Consider the following 18063-nt stretch of genomic DNA (forward strand, 5'->3'; position numbering starts at 1 on the left):
TTACAATTACTAAAAAAATTAGTATTTATTTTTATTTATTCTAAGGATGTATTCGTATTGCTTACGCTGCGCTTTTTAAGCTCTTTGGCTATAACGTTCAGCTTTTTCTTTTTCGCCGCTTCTTTAGCTTTTCGGGCTTTGTCGGCCTCGGCCTTTAGCAAAGCTGTTTCGGTGTGGGTTCGCTCATAGTAACGGCAAAACCACGTGAGCGGACAAATTTCACATTTGGGTGTGCGTGCCACGCAAATATACCGGCCATGCAATATAAGCCAATGGTGTGCTATCGATAAAACTTCGTTCGGTAAATATTTAACCAATTCTTTCTCAACAGCCAGCGGTGTGCGCGCATTGTTGGTCAATCCAATTCGGTTCGCCACCCTGAACACATGGGTATCAACAGCCATAGCCGGAGCGTCATAAACCACTGAGGCGATGACATTGGCGGTTTTGCGGCCCACGCCCGGCATTTTTTGTAACTGATCAATTGACGAGGGTACCACACTGTTAAACTGTTCAACCAGTATTTTGCCCATACCGGCTAAATGTTTTGCCTTATTATTAGGATAGCTTACGCTGCGTATGTATGGAAATATCTCCTCGGCACTTGATGCCGCCAGGCTCTCTGCATCCGGAAAGCGCTCAAAAAGGGCAGGGGTAACCTGGTTTATCCGCTTATCAGTACATTGAGCAGAAAGTATAACGGCAACCAGCAGTTGGTAAGGCGAATTATAGTGCAATTCGGTAACCGCGTCGGGCTGGTTTTTTGAGAAGTATTCAACAAAATGATGATAACGTTCCTTTTTTAGCATGGATGTAAAAGCGGTAACTAAGGGTTACGTTTGTTACGGCAAAGGTATTCAGTTTTGATGCCGAATAATAGTGTTGAGCAAAATAATAGTGAATGACGAAGTGGAGTGAGGTAATGGCAGATGGGTCATAGTTCACCCGGCTTCTCATCGGCACTTTTACATCGTAATTTCAAAGTAACCTTGCCGATACCCGTGAACTATGAGCCATCAACCTTAATGTATTTACTTGATGCTTTTTGAGTAATCAAGTATGCGGTGAATGGTTTGTAGCTTCGGTTGCATTTGCAACTGGTTCAAATCTGTACGGAGCGAATTGAAAAATATCAGATCGTCCGCATTCAGATGCTCTGTATGCTCTTTCTCTTTCACTATAAAATGATTAGTGACCGCAAATAAGTTTTTTGTAGAGGTTTCGTCCATAAGCGCTTTTATAATTTTTATAATTCAATAACGCAACCCTATCCGAAATATTTTATCATATTTTAAAAACATGAAAAAAATTTCATCAAAATTTCATCAAGGGTATAAAAATGCCGGTGAAATAGATGTAGGGCCGTTTGTATATGAAAGACAATCTATTTTTACGTAGCTGGAGAAACAAGGTTACATTTTTAATTTAACTATTAGTAATTATTTTACTTAACGCCCATTTCCTTTTTTAAGAACCTGCCGGTAAAGCTGTCCTTAACCTTGCACAAACCTTCGGGCGTGCCGGAGAACATGATTTTGCCACCGCCCGAACCCCCTTCCGGGCCAAGATCAATAACGTGGTCAACCACTTTTATTACATCCAGGTTATGCTCAATAACCAAAACGGTATTGCCTTTTTCAACCAGCTGGTAAAGCACGCCAAGTAATACATTGATATCTTCAAAGTGTAAACCGGTGGTCGGCTCATCTAAAATATAGAATGTGTTGCCCGTATCTTTCTTTGAAAGTTCGGTAGCCAGCTTCACACGCTGTGCCTCACCACCCGATAAGGTTGTTGATGATTGGCCAAGCGTAATATAACCCAGGCCTACGTCAAACAAAGTTTTTACCTTACGGTGGATGGATGGAATATGCTCAAAGAACGTGGTGGCATCTTCAATGCTCATATCCAGTACATCAGCAATGGATTTACCGCGATAGCGTACTTCCAGCGTTTCGCGGTTGTAGCGCTTGCCGCCACATTCCTCACAAGGCACCTGCACATCGGGTAAAAAGTTCATCTCTATTACCTTCATGCCCGCGCCCTGGCAGGTTTCGCAGCGGCCACCCTTTACGTTAAAAGAGAAACGGCCGGGTTTGTAACCGCGTATCTTAGCTTCGGGTAGTTGCACATACAGGTTACGGATATCCGAGAAGACACCCGTGTAGGTAGATGGGTTTGAGCGTGGTGTACGGCCAATTGGTGTTTGATCTATCTCGATCACCTTGTCAATATGCTCCAGCCCCTCAATACTGCCATAAGGTAACGGTTGTTTTTTTGCGCGGAAGAAATGCTGGTTAAGGATAGGGTACAATGTTTCGGTAATTAAACTTGATTTACCGCTGCCCGATACCCCTGTAATGCCAATCAGCTTACCCAACGGAAACTCCACCGATACATTTTTAAGGTTATGGCCGGTAGCTTTTTTAAGCGCCAGTTTTTTGCCGTTACCTTCCCGGCGTTTTTTAGGGATAGCAATCTCGCGCTCACCGTTTATGTATGAGGTGGTGAGCGTATGCTCGGCCATCAGCTGCTGCGGTGTGCCCTGGGCTACAATCTGCCCGCCATGTACACCTGCTGCCGGCCCCATATCTATCACATGGTCGGCCTCGAGAATCATGTCCTTATCGTGTTCAACCACCAGTACGGTATTACCAAGGTCGCGCAGGTTTTTAAGAGCGTTTATAAGCCGTTCGTTATCGCGCTGGTGCAGGCCAATGCTGGGCTCATCCAGAATGTACATTACATTCATTAGTTGCGAACCAATTTGCGTTGCCAGCCTGATGCGCTGCGCCTCACCACCCGAAAGGGTTTTAGCTGTTCGATCCAATGTTAGATAGCTCAAGCCAACATCCAGCAAAAACCCGATGCGGGCACGTATCTCTTTTAATATTTCGCGGGCAATAACATTCTGGCGTTCGCTCAGCCTGTCCTCAATACCCTCAAACCAGCTTTGCAGGTTGTTGATATCCATGCAGGCCAGCTCAAATATGTTCTTTTCGTCTATCTTAAAATGCAGCGATTCCTTTTTTAATCTCGCGCCGCCACAGGTAGGGCATGTGCGCAATACACGATAGTTTTCCATATCGTCCAGGTCGTCATCGCCGCGGCGTTCCTGCTGCTCCTCAAGCATCTTAACAATGCCCTCAAAATTGATGGAGTAGTTCTGTACGTTCCATTTATTGTACTCAACGGCTACGTTTATCTTTTCTTCGGTGCCGTTAAGTATAATATCCAGCTTATCACGCTCCAGCTTTTCTATTGGCGTGGTCAACGAAAATTCGAATTTTTTGGCAATCGCCTTTAATACCTGGAATATCCAGGTTTCGCGGTATTCGCCAAGTGGCGCTAAACCGCCATTTTGTATGCTGAGCTTCGGATTAGGCATAACCGCCTTTTCATCAACCTCGAAGATATAACCCAGGCCATTGCACTTTTCGCAGGCGCCGTAAGGTGAGTTGAACGAAAATGTGTTAGGCTGCGGCTCATCATACGATATGCCCGATACCGGGTCCATCAGGTATTTACTGAAGTAGGATACATTATTATCCTTATCCGCAATACGGATGATGCCTTTTGCCAGTTTAAGTGCTGCCTGTACCGAACTGTATAAACGTTTGCTGTCCTTTTCGCTGATTACCAGGCGGTCAACCACAATGTCAATATCGTGTATTTTGTAACGGTCAACCTGCATTTTAGGGGTAACATCCATAATAGCGCCATCCACCCAAACCTTTAAATATCCCTGCTTGCGAATCTGCTCAAACAGCTCGCGGTAATGCCCTTTACGGCCTTTTACCGCCGGTGCCATAATGTTTACCGGTTGGCCGTCAAATTTTTCGCTGATGGTGCGCAGTATCTGGTCCTCGCTCATACGCTCCATTTTTTCGCCGGTGGAGTAGGAGTAAGCCTCGCCAGCGCGGGCGAAAAGCAGTCGCATAAAATCGTATATTTCGGTAATAGTACCTACTGTTGACCGTGGATTTTTGCTGGTGGTTTTTTGCTCAATAGCAATTACCGGGCTCAGGCCCGATACCTTATCCACATCAGGCCGCTCCATTCCGCCCATAAACTGGCGTGAGTATGCCGAAAATGTTTCCATATAACGGCGCTGCCCCTCGGCGTAAATGGTATCAAACGCCAGCGATGATTTACCGCTGCCGCTTAACCCGGTTACTACCACCAGTTGGTTGCGCGGAAACGAAACATCAATATTTTTAAGATTATGTACCCGTGCGCCATAAACTTCTACTTCGCTTTGCTCGCCCAGGTCAACAGTTTTATCAGTCATACAGTATATTGAACAATATTAACCGCATACATACGGCTTGGTTTGGCCGTCATGTATTTTGCTAAAATTTTTTGCAAATATAGTTAAAAAGGCTGTGGTTTAATAAGGTGGGATTGTTGGTAATGTGTGATTTTAAATTGAGATGATATCACTATCATATTCCTTTCCTTACCCGCTTTAATACGAGCAAATTTTGCGCGTTTTTGGGATAGCCGCCGATGTTGTTTTGATACAGGTTCACCAGTTTATCGTAATACAATACCACTACAGGCGCCTGGCTCATCACCAAGTTATCCATCTTTCGGTAGAGGGCATAGCGAGCCGAATCATTTTTTACGCGATAGGTTTGCTCAAAAAGCCTGTCGAACTCTTTATTATTAAAACCGGTATAATTAGGGCCAAAAGGTATCTTATTTTTGGAATAGAATACCGACAGGTAGTTTTCGCCATCCGGATAATCGGCGATCCACGATCCACGGAAAAAATTAACCCCGTTCTTGGCAATCAGCTCGCGCAGACTGGCACCCTGGGTAACTTCAACACGGGTTTTAATGTTTACGCGTTCCAACTCGCCTTGTATGTATTCTATCAGGTCGCGGTAGGTGGTGGTGGTATTCAGCGCAATTTCCGGTAAGCCATGGCCGTTGGGGAAGCCGGCCTCGGCAAGCAAGCGGCGTGTTTTTTCAGGATCGTAAGTATAACCGTGTACCTGCCCGCCATCAAACCCCGGCATACCCTGCGGAACAAACCCGGCATAACCCGGAGTGCCAATACTGTTGCGCAGGTATTTTGTCATTTTTTGCTTGTCAATGGCGTAATTGATGGCCTGCCGTATCTTCAATAGTTTTAATGGCGATCGTTTTACGATGTTGATGTTGGTGTCAATCAGTATTCCCAAGTATTCTGTATTTAAATACGGCCTGATGTTCATAATGAACTTACCACGGTATTTGCTGGTTAACTGGCCTGATTTAGTCAGTATATCATCGCGATAGCTGCCATCAATTCCGTTAAAAAAGTCCAGGTCGCCTTTAATAAATTCCATAAAGGCGGTTTGTTTATCGCTTATAAAGCCAGCCTTTATCGCATCAAGGTAAGGTAGTGCATGGCCCGCGCTGTCCTTTTCCCAGTAATGTTCATTCTTCAACAGCACAAGTACTTCCCGCTCTTTCCAGTACTTAAATTTAAAAGGCCCTGTGCCCACAGGGTGACTACGAAAATCCTTACCATAATGCTCCACCACCTCATGCGGTACTACCGAGCAATATTGCGCAGTAAGCAAGCTCAATAAGGGCGGAAAGGGTTGCTTTAGCTTGATGATGAATGTATTATCGTTTTGGGCGATGAATGCTTGTTTACCCGATACCTTATCACTGAATATCCACGAGCCGGATGAGGCTACCTTCGGGTCGATCAAGCGGCCGAAGCTATATACAAAATCAGCAGCTACGCACCTGCGTCCCTTGCCGCCTGGAAAAAGCGGATCGTCATGAAAAAAAACATCATTACGCAGGTGAAAAGTGTATTGTAAACCATCGGCGCTAACGTCCCAGCTTCTGGCGATGCAGGGCACACTTTTCAGGCTATCATTAATTTGCACCAGGCCGTTATATATTTGATTATCCATCCACAACGCGTTCTGATTGCGGGCAAATGCAGGGTCGAGCGAGGTGAGGCCATCTTCCAGGTTTATGTTAAAAACCGTGTGCTTATCATCTTCATTTGTTGAAGTGCAACCGGCAATGCAAAGCATCATTATTATACAGGCGCTCACCATAAATGCCCCTGATGATATTATCCTATAATATTTAATATTGCGCCCCATATTAATAATACCTTGATTAAACCTTTAATATAAGCTATAATCCAAAACAAAAAACGACAATTTGAATGCCGCTTATAAAAAGCGTCAACTTTTTAACAAAATTGATGTTATACACAACAAATAATAATTAAGTCATGAAAAAGCTATTTCAATACACCTTAGCCATTTTAGCCCTCACCGTTGTTATTTCAGCATGTTCAGGCGTGCGTAGCACTACATCGTCGCATGTTCCGCGCGATAGGTTTGTTAATACCTGGGTATGTAATACTGTAACTTATGAAGGCGGCTTGTTGCCTAACGCCGTACAATCAGCATTTGACCAAGCACCGCCAAGCGCATTTGTTGGCAGCGTATGGAAACTTACCAACAGCGGTAACGGCATGTATACCTTGAGTAACGGTACATCGCAATCTATATTCTGGTCAGTTTACGAAGGCCCTAACGGCACACAATTCCAGTTCAAAAAAATATACGAAGGCGATAAAGCCAAAAACGTAACGGAAGGTTATCGCCTGGATGTAGGCGCGGCTGATAAAGAAACGCTGGTACTAAAAACACCTGTTCCGATTGGTGCACAAACCGGCTACGTGGTTTACTCATTCAGCAAACAGAAATAATGCAAGCATATGTAATATGCAAAAGGCAGGGCCGCTGGCCCTGCCTTTTTTTGTACCCCGCCTAAGTCCTCCTCAAAGGGGATGATTTGAAGTCATTGTATCTCTGCAAATGTAAGTCATCCCCTTTGGGGAGGATTAGGTGGGGTTTTATATCGCTGGAGTGAATTTCAAGCACACCGGCTTATCAACCTGGGTTGATGTCACCATGGCGCCGATCTTGCCGGTAGCAGGGTCAAGTTTAAATACATTAATGGTATTGGTATCCTGGTTGCCCACCAGCAGGAATTTTCCCGTTGGGTCAATCGTAAAATTACGCGGGTTTTTGCCACGGGTTGAGGTCCGTTCAATAAACGTAAGCATACCGTTTTGCTGGTTAATGGCGTAGGTTACAATCTCGTTTGCATCGCCACGGTTTGAGGCGTATACAAAACGTCCATCGGGCGATACATGAATATCCGCAGCGCCAACAGCGCCTTTAAAACCATCGGCCAGCATAGTTACTGATTGTATTTGCTTGGGCTTGCCGTTATTAAACTCAAAAGCCGTAACCTGGCCGGTAATTTCCTGCAACAGGTACATGTACTTTTTATCGGGCGTAAAATCAAGGTGACGAGGGCCAGTGCCTGGCGCTACACTTACAAAATCGACCGGTGCCGGGGTAAGTGGTTTGGTGTCTCCACTATCATATTTTTTGATATTGATCTTGTCTGTTCCGAGGTCGGTCATCAGCAAATACTTTTCATCAGGCGATAAAAAAGCGCCATGTGCATGCGGCCCGGCCTGGCGTTGTTTGTTAACGCTGCCGCCGTTATCCTGAATAACTTGGGCCGCGGGTTTCAGCGAGCCGTCCTCATTTATAGGCAATGCCGCGAATGATCCACTGCCGTAGTTAGCCACAAACACATGCTTCCTGTCCTCATCAACCGAAATATAACATGGTGATGAACCGGCGCTTTTTTGTTTGTTGATGAAAGTTAACGCACCGCCTTTCGGATCGAAACCGTAGGCGTAAACATCGCCGTTATCGGTTTCGCTCACAGCATACACAAACTTGTTTGTTTTATCTACGCAAAGATAGGATGGGTTAGGTACATCATCGCTCTGGCTCAGGTAAGCCAAACGGCCTGTTTCGGCGTAAAAGCGGAATACCGATATGCCTTTGCTATTCTCGGTACTATACGCACCTACAATCAAATCAAATGTTTTGGGTCCTTTTTTCTTGCTCTGCGCGTTCATCATAACAGGAGAGAGCAAGGCCAGTGCCAATAGTAATTTCTTCATAACAATATTGGTGTTTACAAATGCAAGGTATGTAAAAAACAAAAAAGCCCCTAAAAAGGGGCTCGTTTTATAATAAATGTTTTAGCTGTATCAGTTCTTTTTCTTCAAGATAACGCCAGCGGCCGCGGGGCAAATCCTTTTTAGTAAGGCCGGCGTAAACCACCCTGTCCAGTTTTACCACCTCGTAACCTAACGACTCGAATATACGGCGTACAATGCGGTTCTTGCCACTATGTATCTGGATGCCGATCTCACGTTTGGTGCCACCTTGTACGTATGATACCGAATCGGGCTTAATAAAGCCATCCTCCAGCTCAACGCCAAATTCTATTTTGTTTAGGTCGCCCTGTGTAAGGCTTTTGTTAAGTTCAACTTGGTATAATTTAACCACGTTACTACGCGGATGCGAAAGCTTATCGGCCAGGTCGCCGTCGTTAGTCATCAGCAACAAACCGGTTGTGTTACGGTCCAGGCGGCCAACCGGGTAAATACGCTCTTTACTGGCTTTTTCAACCAGGTGCATTACCGTGCGGCGCTCCTGCGGATCGTCAGTGGTAGTAATATAATCTTTAGGTTTGTTCAGCAGAACGTAAACCATTTTTTCACGCTTTAATGTTTCGTTATTATAACGAACAACATCTTTAGTCGGATCAACTTTGAATCCCAATTCAGATATCACCTCGCCATTTACCGAAACCACGCCAGCCTCAATCAGTTCATCGGCCTTACGTCGAGAGCATATACCGGCGTTAGCGATATAGCGGTTCAGCCTGATCAGGCCATCATTTTCTTTCTTTGGCTCTGTCGTATTTTTACGGCCGCGCATAGTTCTGTTCGGCGCGTTATCCGGATCGTCAAAATTCCTGGTGCGGCGGTCGTCCCTTTCGCGGTAAGGTTTGTCCTTAAAATCTGAGGTTTGGCGCTTTTTGTAGCCACCTTCGCTACGGCCACGGGTATTTCTGTCGCCGCTAAAGCTTCTCTGAGGCCTTTCGCCGTCAGTTGGGCGACCACTGTATGGTTTTGAGCGTGATGATGAAAATGGCTTTTTATCGCCATAGTCACTGCCCTCGGTATTGCGTTTCGGCCTGTCGTCAGCTTTGTCAGCACGTCCGGAAAACGGCCTGTCTCCACGAGAGGCAAACGGCTTATCACCACGTGATGAAAAAGGCTTGCGCTCGCCTGTTTTATCTTTGTCAAACTTTTTTGAGGGATTGTAGTTATCACCCTGGCCACTTTTAGCGGAGAATTTACCGCGTGTGCCTTGTGATGGTCTTTTGGAGTCATCACCCTTTGAGAACTTTTTTGGTGATCTGTTGGACTTGTCGTCGCGACTGTTCCCTGGTCTTTTGAATACCATAATTTTTTGTTTTACGCTTCGCAGCGGAGGGACAAAGTTAGGTTTTTTGTGCGGATTTTACAAGTTTTTGTTTGGGCGCAAAAACGGTGTTTAACAGTGTTTTAAGGCGGTTTTTGAACCGATTGAAAAATGCTCAAAACACTAAGTAAAATGTAAGTATTTGAAAATGTGAATTATATAACGTACTTTTGCCCCGAGTTTTACATATTGTATATTAAATGATAAAAAAACGAATGACAAAAAAACACTTAATTACGTGCTCCGTAATGCTGGTGGTAATAATCATTTCGGCTTTTGATCTTTCTAATGCAACAGTAGTTAAACGGCCAAGTGTAGCGCATAATGCAACCCGGTTCGCGCTTATTGAACCGCCTGAAGAGGAGGCTGCCGGGTTTAGTTTTGCTGAAGAAGTTTTGCCTGTTAACAGCAAACGCGTAAACCGCAAAATTAATTACTCGCTGTGGATGCATTCGTACACAAAAGTTCAGTCGAACATTCTGCATATTAAAGCAGAAAAATTATTTCCGGTGATTGTACCTATACTTGAAGAATATGGTATTCCCGAAGATTTTAAGTACCTGCCGCTTGTTGAGTCGGGCCTTCGTGAAGGTACTTCGCGTAAAGGAGCGCGTGGCTCATGGCAATTTATGCCGGGTACGGCCCGTAGTTACGGCTTAAAAGTTAACAAGAAGAAGGATGAGCGCCTTAACTTGCGCAAATCAACTATCGCCGCTTGTAAGTACCTTAATGATTTGTATGCCGAGTTTGGCAGCTGGACGTTAGCTGCAGCCGCATACAACAATGGGTCAATCAAGTTAGAAAAGGCTATGCACAGGCAAAATGAGGATAATTATTTTCGCATGCACCTGAACCGCGAAACCGGCATGTATGTTTACAAGCTGGTAGCCATAAAAGAGGTTATTGAAAACCCTGGAAAGTATGGCTATAAAGAATTTTATGCCCAGATTTACAACCACACTAATCTGATGGCGTTCAATTAATTATTACCATTTTTACGGAGCACAATTTTAGCCCGCCTTAAGTTTAGGGCGGGCTTTTTTATTGGCATTAAAAACGTTCTTCCAGTATTTCTTTACCGGCTGCAACGCCAGCCATAGTGCCGCTGGCAATGGCGGCAGATACCGCGCGCATTGGTGAGGCCGCATCGCCGCAGGAAAACACACCCGGGATGCTGGTTTTCTGCATCATATCTGTTTTAATATGGCCCTGTTCTGTAAACTCGCAACCCAGTTTTGCAGGTACATCGGTATGTTGTACAAACGGCAGGCGGGCATACATTGCGCTGAGCGATACGCTTTCGCCATTTTGTAAATTTACTTTTTTAACATAGCCATTGTCATGCTCAACCCCGCTTACAGGCGTCTCAATTATCTTGATGCCATTGCGTAAGATAGCGTCTTCCTGCTCTTGCGTAAAGGTGGGTTGGCCGTTGGTAAATACGGTGAGATATTTAGTCCAGTTGGAGATTAGCTTAGCCAGATCATGCCCCTTATCGCCATTGGCGAATATGCCTGTTGGCTCATCGCGGTATTCATAGCCGTGGCAATACGGGCAGTGGATGATAGATATACCCCAGCACTCGGCGAAACCCTTTATATCCGGAAAGATATCTTTGATTCCGGCAGCTACAATAATTTTTTTGGCAAAGTAGGTTGTATCCGAATCATCAACGCTTACCTCAAAATTATTTGATGTACCGGTAACAGCGGTTACAGTAGCATTAAGCAGCTGCACATTCGGATAGGCGAGCACATCTTTTTTGGCCGCAGCCAGCATATCAGCTGGTTTCCAGCCATCGTGCATAACCAGGTTGTGCGAACGCGGCGTTTGGCGGTTGCAGGGCTTGCCGCTATCGATTATCAAGGTTTTATATAACGATCGCCCCTAAGCCAGACCGGCAGATAAGCCGGCATTGCTGCCACCAATAACGATGACATCGTATGTTATTTTTGCTTCCATGTTGAATAAATTTTTCCAATCGTCAATTTGATCAAAAGTCGACAGTTGCTTTATTGCAACAAAGATGCATTTATATTTTCATAAATGGTAAGTGAATTATCTTTACTGTCTTCAATTGCCCATTCGGCCATCGCTATTAATACTTTTCGGAGCTTCTCACCCGCGGGAGTAAGTGTGTAAGTAACGTAAGGGGGTACTACTGGCTTGGCTATACGCACTACAAGCTTGTCGCTTTCCAATTGTTTAAGGTGTTGAATTAACATTTTTTCGGTAATCGCAGGTATGGCGCGGCGTAACTCGTTGTAACGTTTGGTGCCCGACAGAAGGTGGTAAAGAATGATTGGTTTCCAATGACCGCCTATCTTTTCCATTATGTAGGTTACAGGGCATTTCTCTAATGCGAAGCCTTTATTCTCCTGTATGGTTGATTCGTTTTTTATTGCTGTCATATCGATACATACTTTAGGGTAAGTACTTGTAAAAAAGTAAGTGCTAATATACCTTTGATTTATCAAAAACAAAAAATAATAACGTCATGAAAATTATTGTAACAGGATCATTAGGAAACATAAGTAAACCATTGGCCCAACAACTCATTGCAGCCGGGCACCAGGTAACCGTTATTAGCAGTAACAACGATAAAGTTGCTGAAATAGAACAACTGGGTGCGAAAGCCGCCATCGGCTCGTTGAATGATGCAGCGTTTCTTGCCCAAACTTTTGCAGGTGCCGACTCCATATACGGTATGGTACCGCCAAATTATGGCAATAACAATATGCGGGCAGGTATGATCCAAGTAGGTGAGGCTTATGCTGAAGCCATCAAAACATCGGGTGTAAAAAAGGTTGTTTTTTTAAGTAGCATAGGTGCGCATTTAGACAGCGGCACAGGCCCAATTGCTGGCTTGCATGATGTTGAGCAGTTATTAAACAAGCTTGATAGCGTTGCGATTAAATTTTTGCGTGCAAATTATTTTTTCACCAACTTTTATAATGATATACCTCTTGTTAAACAAGCAGGTATAATTGGCTCAAACTTTCCGGCACATACACGCATGGTAATGGTTCACCCTGCTGATATTGCTGATGCCGCGGCCGAATTTCTTCAGCAGCCATTTGAAGGTAAGTCTGTTAGCTACGTAGCCAGCGATGACCGTAGCGCCGCTGATATTGCTAAAGTATTGGGCACGGCTATCGGTAAACCTAAATTGCCCTGGGTAGAATTTACTGATGAACAGGCTTACGAAGGCATGATACAAGCTGGCTTGTCGCCCGAAGTAGCAAAAAATTACGTAGAGATGGGTACCGCTATAAAAACGGGTATTATGTGGCCTGACTTCGATCAGCAAAAGCCGGAATTTTACGGCAGGAAACTGGAAGATTTCGCGAAGGAGTTCGCCGCGAGATTTAATGCATAATCACTAAATAGATATCACAAAAAAAGCCGCTCAATTTGAGCGGCTTTTTTTTGTAAAAGCTTTATGCTTTAGACTTTCAGCTTTAAGCTAAGATTAAGCTTTCGCTTGTTGTTTGCGGATGATATTTAATGCGCCACCAGCCTTAAACCACTCAATTTGCTGAGCGTTATAGGTGTGGTTAACAGCAAAGCTATCCTGCGTGCCATCAGCGTGGTGCAATACCACAGTAAGCTGCTTGCCCGGGGCAAACTCGGTAAGGCCGTTGATATCAATTTTGTCGTCTTCCTGGATTTTTTCGTAATCAGCAGGATCAGCAAAGGTGATGGCCAGCATGCCTTGTTTCTTAAGGTTGGTTTCGTGTATACGGGCAAATGATTTTACCAGTATGGCACGAACACCCAGGTGACGAGGCTCCATGGCCGCGTGCTCACGTGATGAACCTTCGCCATAGTTTTCGTCGCCTACTACTACAGTACCAATGCCGTGCGCTTTGTAATCGCGCTGAGTAGCAGGTACCGGGCCATATTCACCGGTTAAGGAGTTCTTAACACTATCGGCACTATTGTTAAAATAGTTGATAGCACCAATCAGCATGTTGTTTGATATGTTATCCAGGTGGCCACGGAATTTTAACCATGGGCCAGCCATTGAAATATGGTCAGTAGTACATTTGCCTTTTGCTTTGATAAGCAGTTTCAAACCTTTCAGGTCTGAACCTTCCCACGGTGCAAACGGATCAAGCAGTTGTAAACGTGCCGAAGTTGGGCTCACAATTACCTCAACACCGCTGCCATCCTCGGCAGGTGCCTGGTAACCGGCATCCTCAACAGCAAAACCCTGTACCGGTAGCTCAATGCCTTGTGGTTCGTCAAATTTAACAGCCTCGCCGTTCTCGTTAACCAATGAGTCGGTAAGCGGGTTAAAGGTCAGGTCGCCGGCAATAGCAAACGCGGTAACAATTTCAGGCGATGCTACGAACGCGTGGGTGTTCGGGTTACCATCCTGGCGTTTAGCGAAGTTACGATTGAAGGAAGTGATGATGGAGTTACGGCGGGTAGGATCGTCTGTATGACGGGCCCACTGACCGATACACGGACCGCAGGCGTTGGCCAACACCACACCGCCCATTTGAGCAAAGGTATCCAGGTAGCCATCACGGTCAACCGTGTAACGTACTTGTTCTGAACCTGGCGTAATGGTAAATTCAGCCTTGGTTTTCAGTTTTTTATCGATAGCCTGCTGGGCAATAGAAGCTGAACGGGTAATATCCTCGTAAGATGAGTTGGTACAAGAGCCGATCAAACCTACCTCAAGGGCAGTTGGCCAGTTGTTCTCTTTAACCGCGGTAGCGAATTTTGAGATAGGCCATGCCAGATCAGGAGTGAAAGGGCCGTTCACGTGTGGCTCAAGCTCGCTCAGGTTGATCTCGATCACCTGGTCAAAGTATTGCTCTGGGTTAGCGTAAACTTCCTCGTCGCCGGTTAAATGCTCGGCAATTGCGTCAGCAAGTGATGCGATATCTTCACGCTTGGTACCTTTCAGGTAAGCGGCAGCTTTTTCATCATAACCGAAGATAGAAGTAGTAGCGCCAATTTCGGCACCCATGTTACAGATAGTACCTTTACCGGTTGCTGAAAGTGAACGTGCACCTTCGCCAAAGTATTCAACAATAGCGCCTGTGCCACCTTTTACGGTAAGTATACCGGCAACTTTCAAAATTACGTCTTTAGCCGAAGCCCAGCCTGATAACTTGCCGGTTAATTTAACACCGATCAGTTTAGGGAATTTTAGCTCCCATGGTAAGCCCGCCATAACGTCGCAGGCATCAGCACCGCCAACACCAATAGCGATCATGCCTAAGCCGCCCGCGTTTGGCGTATGTGAGTCGGTACCGATCATCATACCACCCGGGAAAGCGTAGTTTTCTAACACTACCTGGTGAATGATACCTGCACCGGCTTTCCAGAAACCGATGCCATATTTATCAGATACTGAAGCAAGGAAATCGTAAACCTCTTTATTTACATTGTTGGCGGTGTTAAGGTCATCAACCGCACCAATTTTGGCTTGAATTAAGTGATCGCAATGTACGGTTGAAGGTACGGCCACTTTTGGGCGACCGGCCTGCATAAACTGTAAAAGCGCCATCTGCGCGGTAGCATCCTGCATGGCCACACGGTCAGGTGCAAAGTCAACATAATCGGTACCACGGGTGTACGCTGTAGTTGCTTCTCCGCCTGAAAGGTGCGCGTATAGAATTTTTTCGGTTAATGTAAGTGGTTTACCTGTAGCTTTACGGGCAGCCTCAACGCGGCTTCCGTAACGCTCGTAAACCTTTTTGATCATATCAATATCAAAAGCCATTATTATTTGATCTTAAGGTGAGTAAAATAGCAAGAAATACCCTTGCTGCTTTTAGCGGCGAATTTACAAAATATAAACACTAAAAGCTGTCAGCGGTTTGTACAAATGTTATTTGGATAAATTCTAAATAAATGATAGTTTGTTTTGACACTCAGGCTGAATGCCAATGTGTTTAGCTCCGGTTGTCCGGATAAACTTATACGGCTTGCTATTGTTAAATTAGTTAATTTTGATGTTTAATGTAAGGGAAAATTATGGCACTGTTCACATCGCGAAAGCAGAAAAAGGATATTAAGGTAAGCTTTAACAACGGCTTGCTGCAGGTTGAAAGTGATGGTAAAGGCCAGGTGTTTCCGCTGGATTTTTATCCGAAACTGCTTAATGCTACCGAGGAAGAACAGGCAGATTGGGAGCTTACCGGCAACGGTATACGCTGGAATAAGCTGGATGTTGATATTTTGCTTTAATTTGCAGGCGGATGCTAACCTTTGAGGATTTTTTTAAGAAAAAGAAGATAGACCTTGCCGCGTTGCAGCAGGGCGAGCCCGCGTTATACGGTGAGTTTAAGGATCACTACGAGGCTATGGGCGAAAAAAGCTTTGACCATACCAAAAAATTCTGGTTCAATAAACTGCGCAGGCAATATCATTTAGCACCCGAGGTTAAGGCTGAAAAGCTTCGTGAGGAGAATCAACTCGCTGAGCAAACCATTGTTGAAACTTTGACCGAACCCGCCAGGCAGGCACCAAAAGAAGCGGACGGCATTGCTGATGCACCGGCACCCAAACCCAAAGTTGGCTTTACACCAAAATTCCGTGCCGCCAACGCGCCTAAGCCGGTTGATGATACATCGCAGACTACAGTGGCGCCGGCAAGCGAGGAAAAGCCAGCAGAAGAAACACCTGCCGCTAAACCCAAAATGGGTTTTACGCCGAAGTTTAGAACGGCCAACCCGCCAAAACCGGTTGAGGAAACGGATCAGCCTAAAGCAGAGAAAGAGAGCGAAGAAAAGCCGGCGGGAGAAACACCTGCCGCTAAACCCAAAATGGGTTTTACACCGAAGTTTAGAGCAGCCAATCCGCCAAACTCTGTTGAAGACACTGCTCAGCCAAAAGAAGAAGAAACATCTGCTGCTGAAGATAAGCCAATAGAAGAAGCATCTGCTAAACCCAAACTTGGCTTCACACCAAAGTTTCGTGCAGCTAATGTACCGAAGCCTGTGGAAGATGCTGCTCAACCTAAGGTTGAACCAACAACAGACGATGAACCGGCAGCAGAAAAACCGCAAGCAACTAAACTTGGCTTTACGCCAAAATTCAAGGCAGCTAATGTGCCAAAGCCTGTCGATGATGCTGATCAGCCTGAAACTGAACAGCCACCTACCATAGAGGACACACCGGCACAAGAAAAAACAGACGCGCCCAAACTCGGCTTTAAGCCTAAATTCCGGGCAGCCAATGTATCTAAGCCGGTTGATGATACCGAACAGCCTAATGCGGAATCTATCACGAACGAAAAACCCGTCGAAGATAAAAAGCAGCAGGAGGCACCGGCCGAATCCAAGCTTGGATTTAAGCCACGTTTCCGTACATCAGGTTCGCCGCAATCAAGTGGGGACAAAGCACCTGAGAGCGATTAATTTGTTTCTTGTTTAAACACGCAAAACCGGCTATTTTAAGCGCTTTCGCCCTGTACCAACGATTTTACAAAGCGATAACACATTTGACATAAATTGCTGTTAACATTGCAACCGAAATGAAAATAGGAATCGTTTGTTATCCAACCTTTGGCGGTAGCGGGGTTGTTGCTACAGAGTTAGGTAAAGCCCTTGCCGACCGTGGCCATCAGGTGCATTTTATTACCTATAACCAGCCGGTGCGCCTCGACCTATTCTCTGAGAATTTGTTCTATCACGAGGTATCGGTATCAAACTATCCATTATTTGAGTTTCAGCCTTATGAGCTTGCCCTGGCCAGCAGGTTGGTAGATGTAGTGCGTTTTGAAAAGCTGGATATATTGCACGTACACTACGCCATTCCGCATGCTTCGGCAGCGTTTATGGCCAAGCAAATACTGGCCACTTATGGCATCAGCATACCGGTGGTCACTACCCTGCATGGCACTGATATTACCCTGGTGGGTAAGGACAGAACATTTAAACCGGTAGTTACGTTTTCTATCAATAAATCGGACGGGGTGACGTCCGTTTCCGAATCATTGCGGAAAGATACTTACGACTTTTTTGAGATTGAGAATGAGATCAAGGTGATCCCTAACTTTATTGATCTTAACCGTTTCAGCTTTAAACCTAAAGATCATTTCCGCAAGGCTATTGCGCCTAATGGTGAAAAAATATTAGTACACACCTCTAACTTCCGTAAGGTAAAGCGCACGGAAGATGTGGTGCGTATTTTTGCCGAAGTGGTTAAAAAAGTACCTGCCAAGTTACTGATGGTAGGGGACGGCGGCGAGCGTTCAGGCTGCGAGCAGTTGGCGCGTGATTTAGGCGTGGCTGATCAAACCCGTTTTTTAGGTAAGCAGGATGCCATTGAGGAAATCTTGTCTGTAGCTGACCTGTTCCTGATGCCGTCACAATCTGAAAGTTTTGGTTTAGCAGCACTGGAAGCCATGGCCTGTAAAGTTCCCGTAATCAGCAGTAATACGGGTGGTTTGCCCGAACTGAATGTTGACGGCGAAACCGGCTTTTTAAAAGATGTGGGCGACGTTGAAGGTATGGCGGAAGCTTCGGTTTATATTTTAGAGGATGAGCATCGCCTGCAAAACTTTAAAGAGAATGCCCTTGCCCGCGCCAAAATATTTGATCTCAAAAACATCCTGCCACAGTATGAGGATTATTACACCGAGGTGGTAGCGCGTAGTAAAGCTTAAATTTTATAAAACAAAAGCGCCCTGTAAAACGCACGCCAATTT

15 protein-coding genes are annotated in these 18063 nt (G+C 45.2%); 6 read left to right on the top strand and 9 right to left on the bottom strand.

What is annotated here, in order from left to right; all coding sequences use genetic code 11:
* Positions 1-35 precede the first annotated feature (35 nt).
* The 4 genes from nth to LT679_RS18110 all read right to left on the bottom strand — a co-directional run bounded on the left by nth (position 36) and on the right by LT679_RS18110 (position 6116).
* Positions 36-809: an endonuclease III gene (gene nth, locus LT679_RS18095; RefSeq protein WP_232179091.1), complete on the bottom strand. Its 774-nt coding sequence runs from the start codon at positions 807-809 to the stop codon at positions 36-38.
* Positions 810-1031: 222 nt separating this feature from the next.
* On the bottom strand, positions 1032-1229 hold the full coding sequence (locus tag LT679_RS18100; RefSeq protein ID WP_232179092.1) for a hypothetical protein: 198 nt from the start codon (positions 1227-1229) through the stop codon (positions 1032-1034).
* A 215-nt stretch (positions 1230-1444) separates the two neighbouring features.
* Entirely contained in the window at positions 1445-4291 is a 2847-nt protein-coding gene (gene uvrA / locus LT679_RS18105) for an excinuclease ABC subunit UvrA (protein ID WP_232179093.1), read from the bottom strand.
* A 154-nt stretch (positions 4292-4445) separates the two neighbouring features.
* Positions 4446-6116: an ABC transporter substrate-binding protein gene (locus tag LT679_RS18110; RefSeq protein WP_317206556.1), complete on the bottom strand. Its 1671-nt coding sequence runs from the start codon at positions 6114-6116 to the stop codon at positions 4446-4448.
* 134 nt (positions 6117-6250) lie between these two features.
* On the opposite strand from LT679_RS18110, the gene LT679_RS18115 reads away from it, so the two are divergent.
* On the top strand, positions 6251-6733 hold the full coding sequence (locus LT679_RS18115; protein WP_232179094.1) for a hypothetical protein: 483 nt from the start codon (positions 6251-6253) through the stop codon (positions 6731-6733).
* Between the two features lie 147 nt (positions 6734-6880).
* On the opposite strand, the gene LT679_RS18120 is transcribed toward LT679_RS18115, so the two are convergent.
* Together LT679_RS18120 and LT679_RS18125 are read right to left on the bottom strand one after the other, a co-directional pair.
* The gene (locus LT679_RS18120; RefSeq protein ID WP_232179095.1) at positions 6881-8014 is read right to left on the bottom strand and encodes a lactonase family protein; all 1134 of its coding nucleotides are present in this window, start codon (positions 8012-8014) and stop codon (positions 6881-6883) included.
* Between the two features lie 67 nt (positions 8015-8081).
* Complete coding sequence (locus tag LT679_RS18125; protein ID WP_232179096.1) at positions 8082-9371, bottom strand: pseudouridine synthase; 1290 nt, start codon at positions 9369-9371, stop codon at positions 8082-8084.
* A 233-nt stretch (positions 9372-9604) separates the two neighbouring features.
* Between LT679_RS18125 and LT679_RS18130 the strand changes: the two genes are divergently transcribed.
* The gene (locus LT679_RS18130; protein WP_232179097.1) at positions 9605-10372 is read left to right on the top strand and encodes a lytic transglycosylase domain-containing protein; all 768 of its coding nucleotides are present in this window, start codon (positions 9605-9607) and stop codon (positions 10370-10372) included.
* A gap of 67 nt (positions 10373-10439) precedes the next feature.
* On the opposite strand, the gene LT679_RS18135 is transcribed toward LT679_RS18130, so the two are convergent.
* Entirely contained in the window at positions 10440-11255 is an 816-nt protein-coding gene (locus LT679_RS18135) for an NAD(P)/FAD-dependent oxidoreductase (protein WP_232179098.1), read from the bottom strand.
* A 146-nt stretch (positions 11256-11401) separates the two neighbouring features.
* Positions 11402-11800 (bottom strand): winged helix-turn-helix transcriptional regulator, encoded by a 399-nt coding sequence (locus tag LT679_RS18140; protein WP_317206557.1) that lies wholly within the window; start codon positions 11798-11800, stop codon positions 11402-11404.
* An 86-nt stretch (positions 11801-11886) separates the two neighbouring features.
* Here LT679_RS18140 and LT679_RS18145 point away from each other — a divergent pair, with 86 nt between their 5' ends.
* Positions 11887-12768 carry an NmrA family NAD(P)-binding protein gene (locus tag LT679_RS18145; protein ID WP_232179099.1) on the top strand — a complete coding sequence of 294 codons (882 nt, stop codon included), beginning with the start codon at positions 11887-11889 and terminating at the stop codon, positions 12766-12768.
* A 93-nt stretch (positions 12769-12861) separates the two neighbouring features.
* On the opposite strand, the gene LT679_RS18150 is transcribed toward LT679_RS18145, so the two are convergent.
* The gene (locus LT679_RS18150; protein WP_232179100.1) at positions 12862-15132 is read right to left on the bottom strand and encodes an aconitate hydratase; all 2271 of its coding nucleotides are present in this window, start codon (positions 15130-15132) and stop codon (positions 12862-12864) included.
* Positions 15133-15386: 254 nt separating this feature from the next.
* Here LT679_RS18150 and LT679_RS18155 point away from each other — a divergent pair, with 254 nt between their 5' ends.
* From LT679_RS18155 to bshA, 3 genes are all read left to right on the top strand, one after another.
* Complete coding sequence (locus LT679_RS18155) at positions 15387-15599, top strand: DUF2442 domain-containing protein (RefSeq protein WP_232179101.1); 213 nt, start codon at positions 15387-15389, stop codon at positions 15597-15599.
* Positions 15600-15610: 11 nt separating this feature from the next.
* Positions 15611-16771: a prolipoprotein diacylglyceryl transferase gene (locus LT679_RS18160; protein WP_232179102.1), complete on the top strand. Its 1161-nt coding sequence runs from the start codon at positions 15611-15613 to the stop codon at positions 16769-16771.
* Between the two features lie 116 nt (positions 16772-16887).
* Positions 16888-18021: an N-acetyl-alpha-D-glucosaminyl L-malate synthase BshA gene (bshA, locus tag LT679_RS18165; protein ID WP_232179103.1), complete on the top strand. Its 1134-nt coding sequence runs from the start codon at positions 16888-16890 to the stop codon at positions 18019-18021.
* Positions 18022-18063: the final 42 nt, after the last annotated feature.

It is taken from the genome of Mucilaginibacter roseus, from assembly GCF_021215455.1.
Classification (GTDB): Bacteria; Bacteroidota; Bacteroidia; order Sphingobacteriales; family Sphingobacteriaceae; genus Mucilaginibacter; species Mucilaginibacter roseus.

What these genes read in the sequence shown, in the direction of transcription:
- nth (WP_232179091.1), bottom strand. Translation starts at nt 809, where the DNA reads ATGCTAAAAAAGGAACGTTATCATCATTTTGTTGAATACTTCTCAAAA.
- LT679_RS18100 (WP_232179092.1), bottom strand. Translation starts at nt 1,229, where the DNA reads ATGGACGAAACCTCTACAAAAAACTTATTTGCGGTCACTAATCATTTT.
- uvrA (WP_232179093.1), bottom strand. Translation starts at nt 4,291, where the DNA reads ATGACTGATAAAACTGTTGACCTGGGCGAGCAAAGCGAAGTAGAAGTT.
- LT679_RS18110 (WP_317206556.1), bottom strand. Translation starts at nt 6,116, where the DNA reads ATGGGGCGCAATATTAAATATTATAGGATAATATCATCAGGGGCATTT.
- LT679_RS18115 (WP_232179094.1), top strand. Translation starts at nt 6,251, where the DNA reads ATGAAAAAGCTATTTCAATACACCTTAGCCATTTTAGCCCTCACCGTT.
- LT679_RS18120 (WP_232179095.1), bottom strand. Translation starts at nt 8,014, where the DNA reads ATGAAGAAATTACTATTGGCACTGGCCTTGCTCTCTCCTGTTATGATG.
- LT679_RS18125 (WP_232179096.1), bottom strand. Translation starts at nt 9,371, where the DNA reads ATGGTATTCAAAAGACCAGGGAACAGTCGCGACGACAAGTCCAACAGA.
- LT679_RS18130 (WP_232179097.1), top strand. Translation starts at nt 9,605, where the DNA reads ATGACAAAAAAACACTTAATTACGTGCTCCGTAATGCTGGTGGTAATA.
- LT679_RS18140 (WP_317206557.1), bottom strand. Translation starts at nt 11,800, where the DNA reads ATGACAGCAATAAAAAACGAATCAACCATACAGGAGAATAAAGGCTTC.
- LT679_RS18145 (WP_232179099.1), top strand. Translation starts at nt 11,887, where the DNA reads ATGAAAATTATTGTAACAGGATCATTAGGAAACATAAGTAAACCATTG.
- LT679_RS18150 (WP_232179100.1), bottom strand. Translation starts at nt 15,132, where the DNA reads ATGGCTTTTGATATTGATATGATCAAAAAGGTTTACGAGCGTTACGGA.
- LT679_RS18155 (WP_232179101.1), top strand. Translation starts at nt 15,387, where the DNA reads ATGGCACTGTTCACATCGCGAAAGCAGAAAAAGGATATTAAGGTAAGC.
- LT679_RS18160 (WP_232179102.1), top strand. Translation starts at nt 15,611, where the DNA reads ATGCTAACCTTTGAGGATTTTTTTAAGAAAAAGAAGATAGACCTTGCC.
- bshA (WP_232179103.1), top strand. Translation starts at nt 16,888, where the DNA reads ATGAAAATAGGAATCGTTTGTTATCCAACCTTTGGCGGTAGCGGGGTT.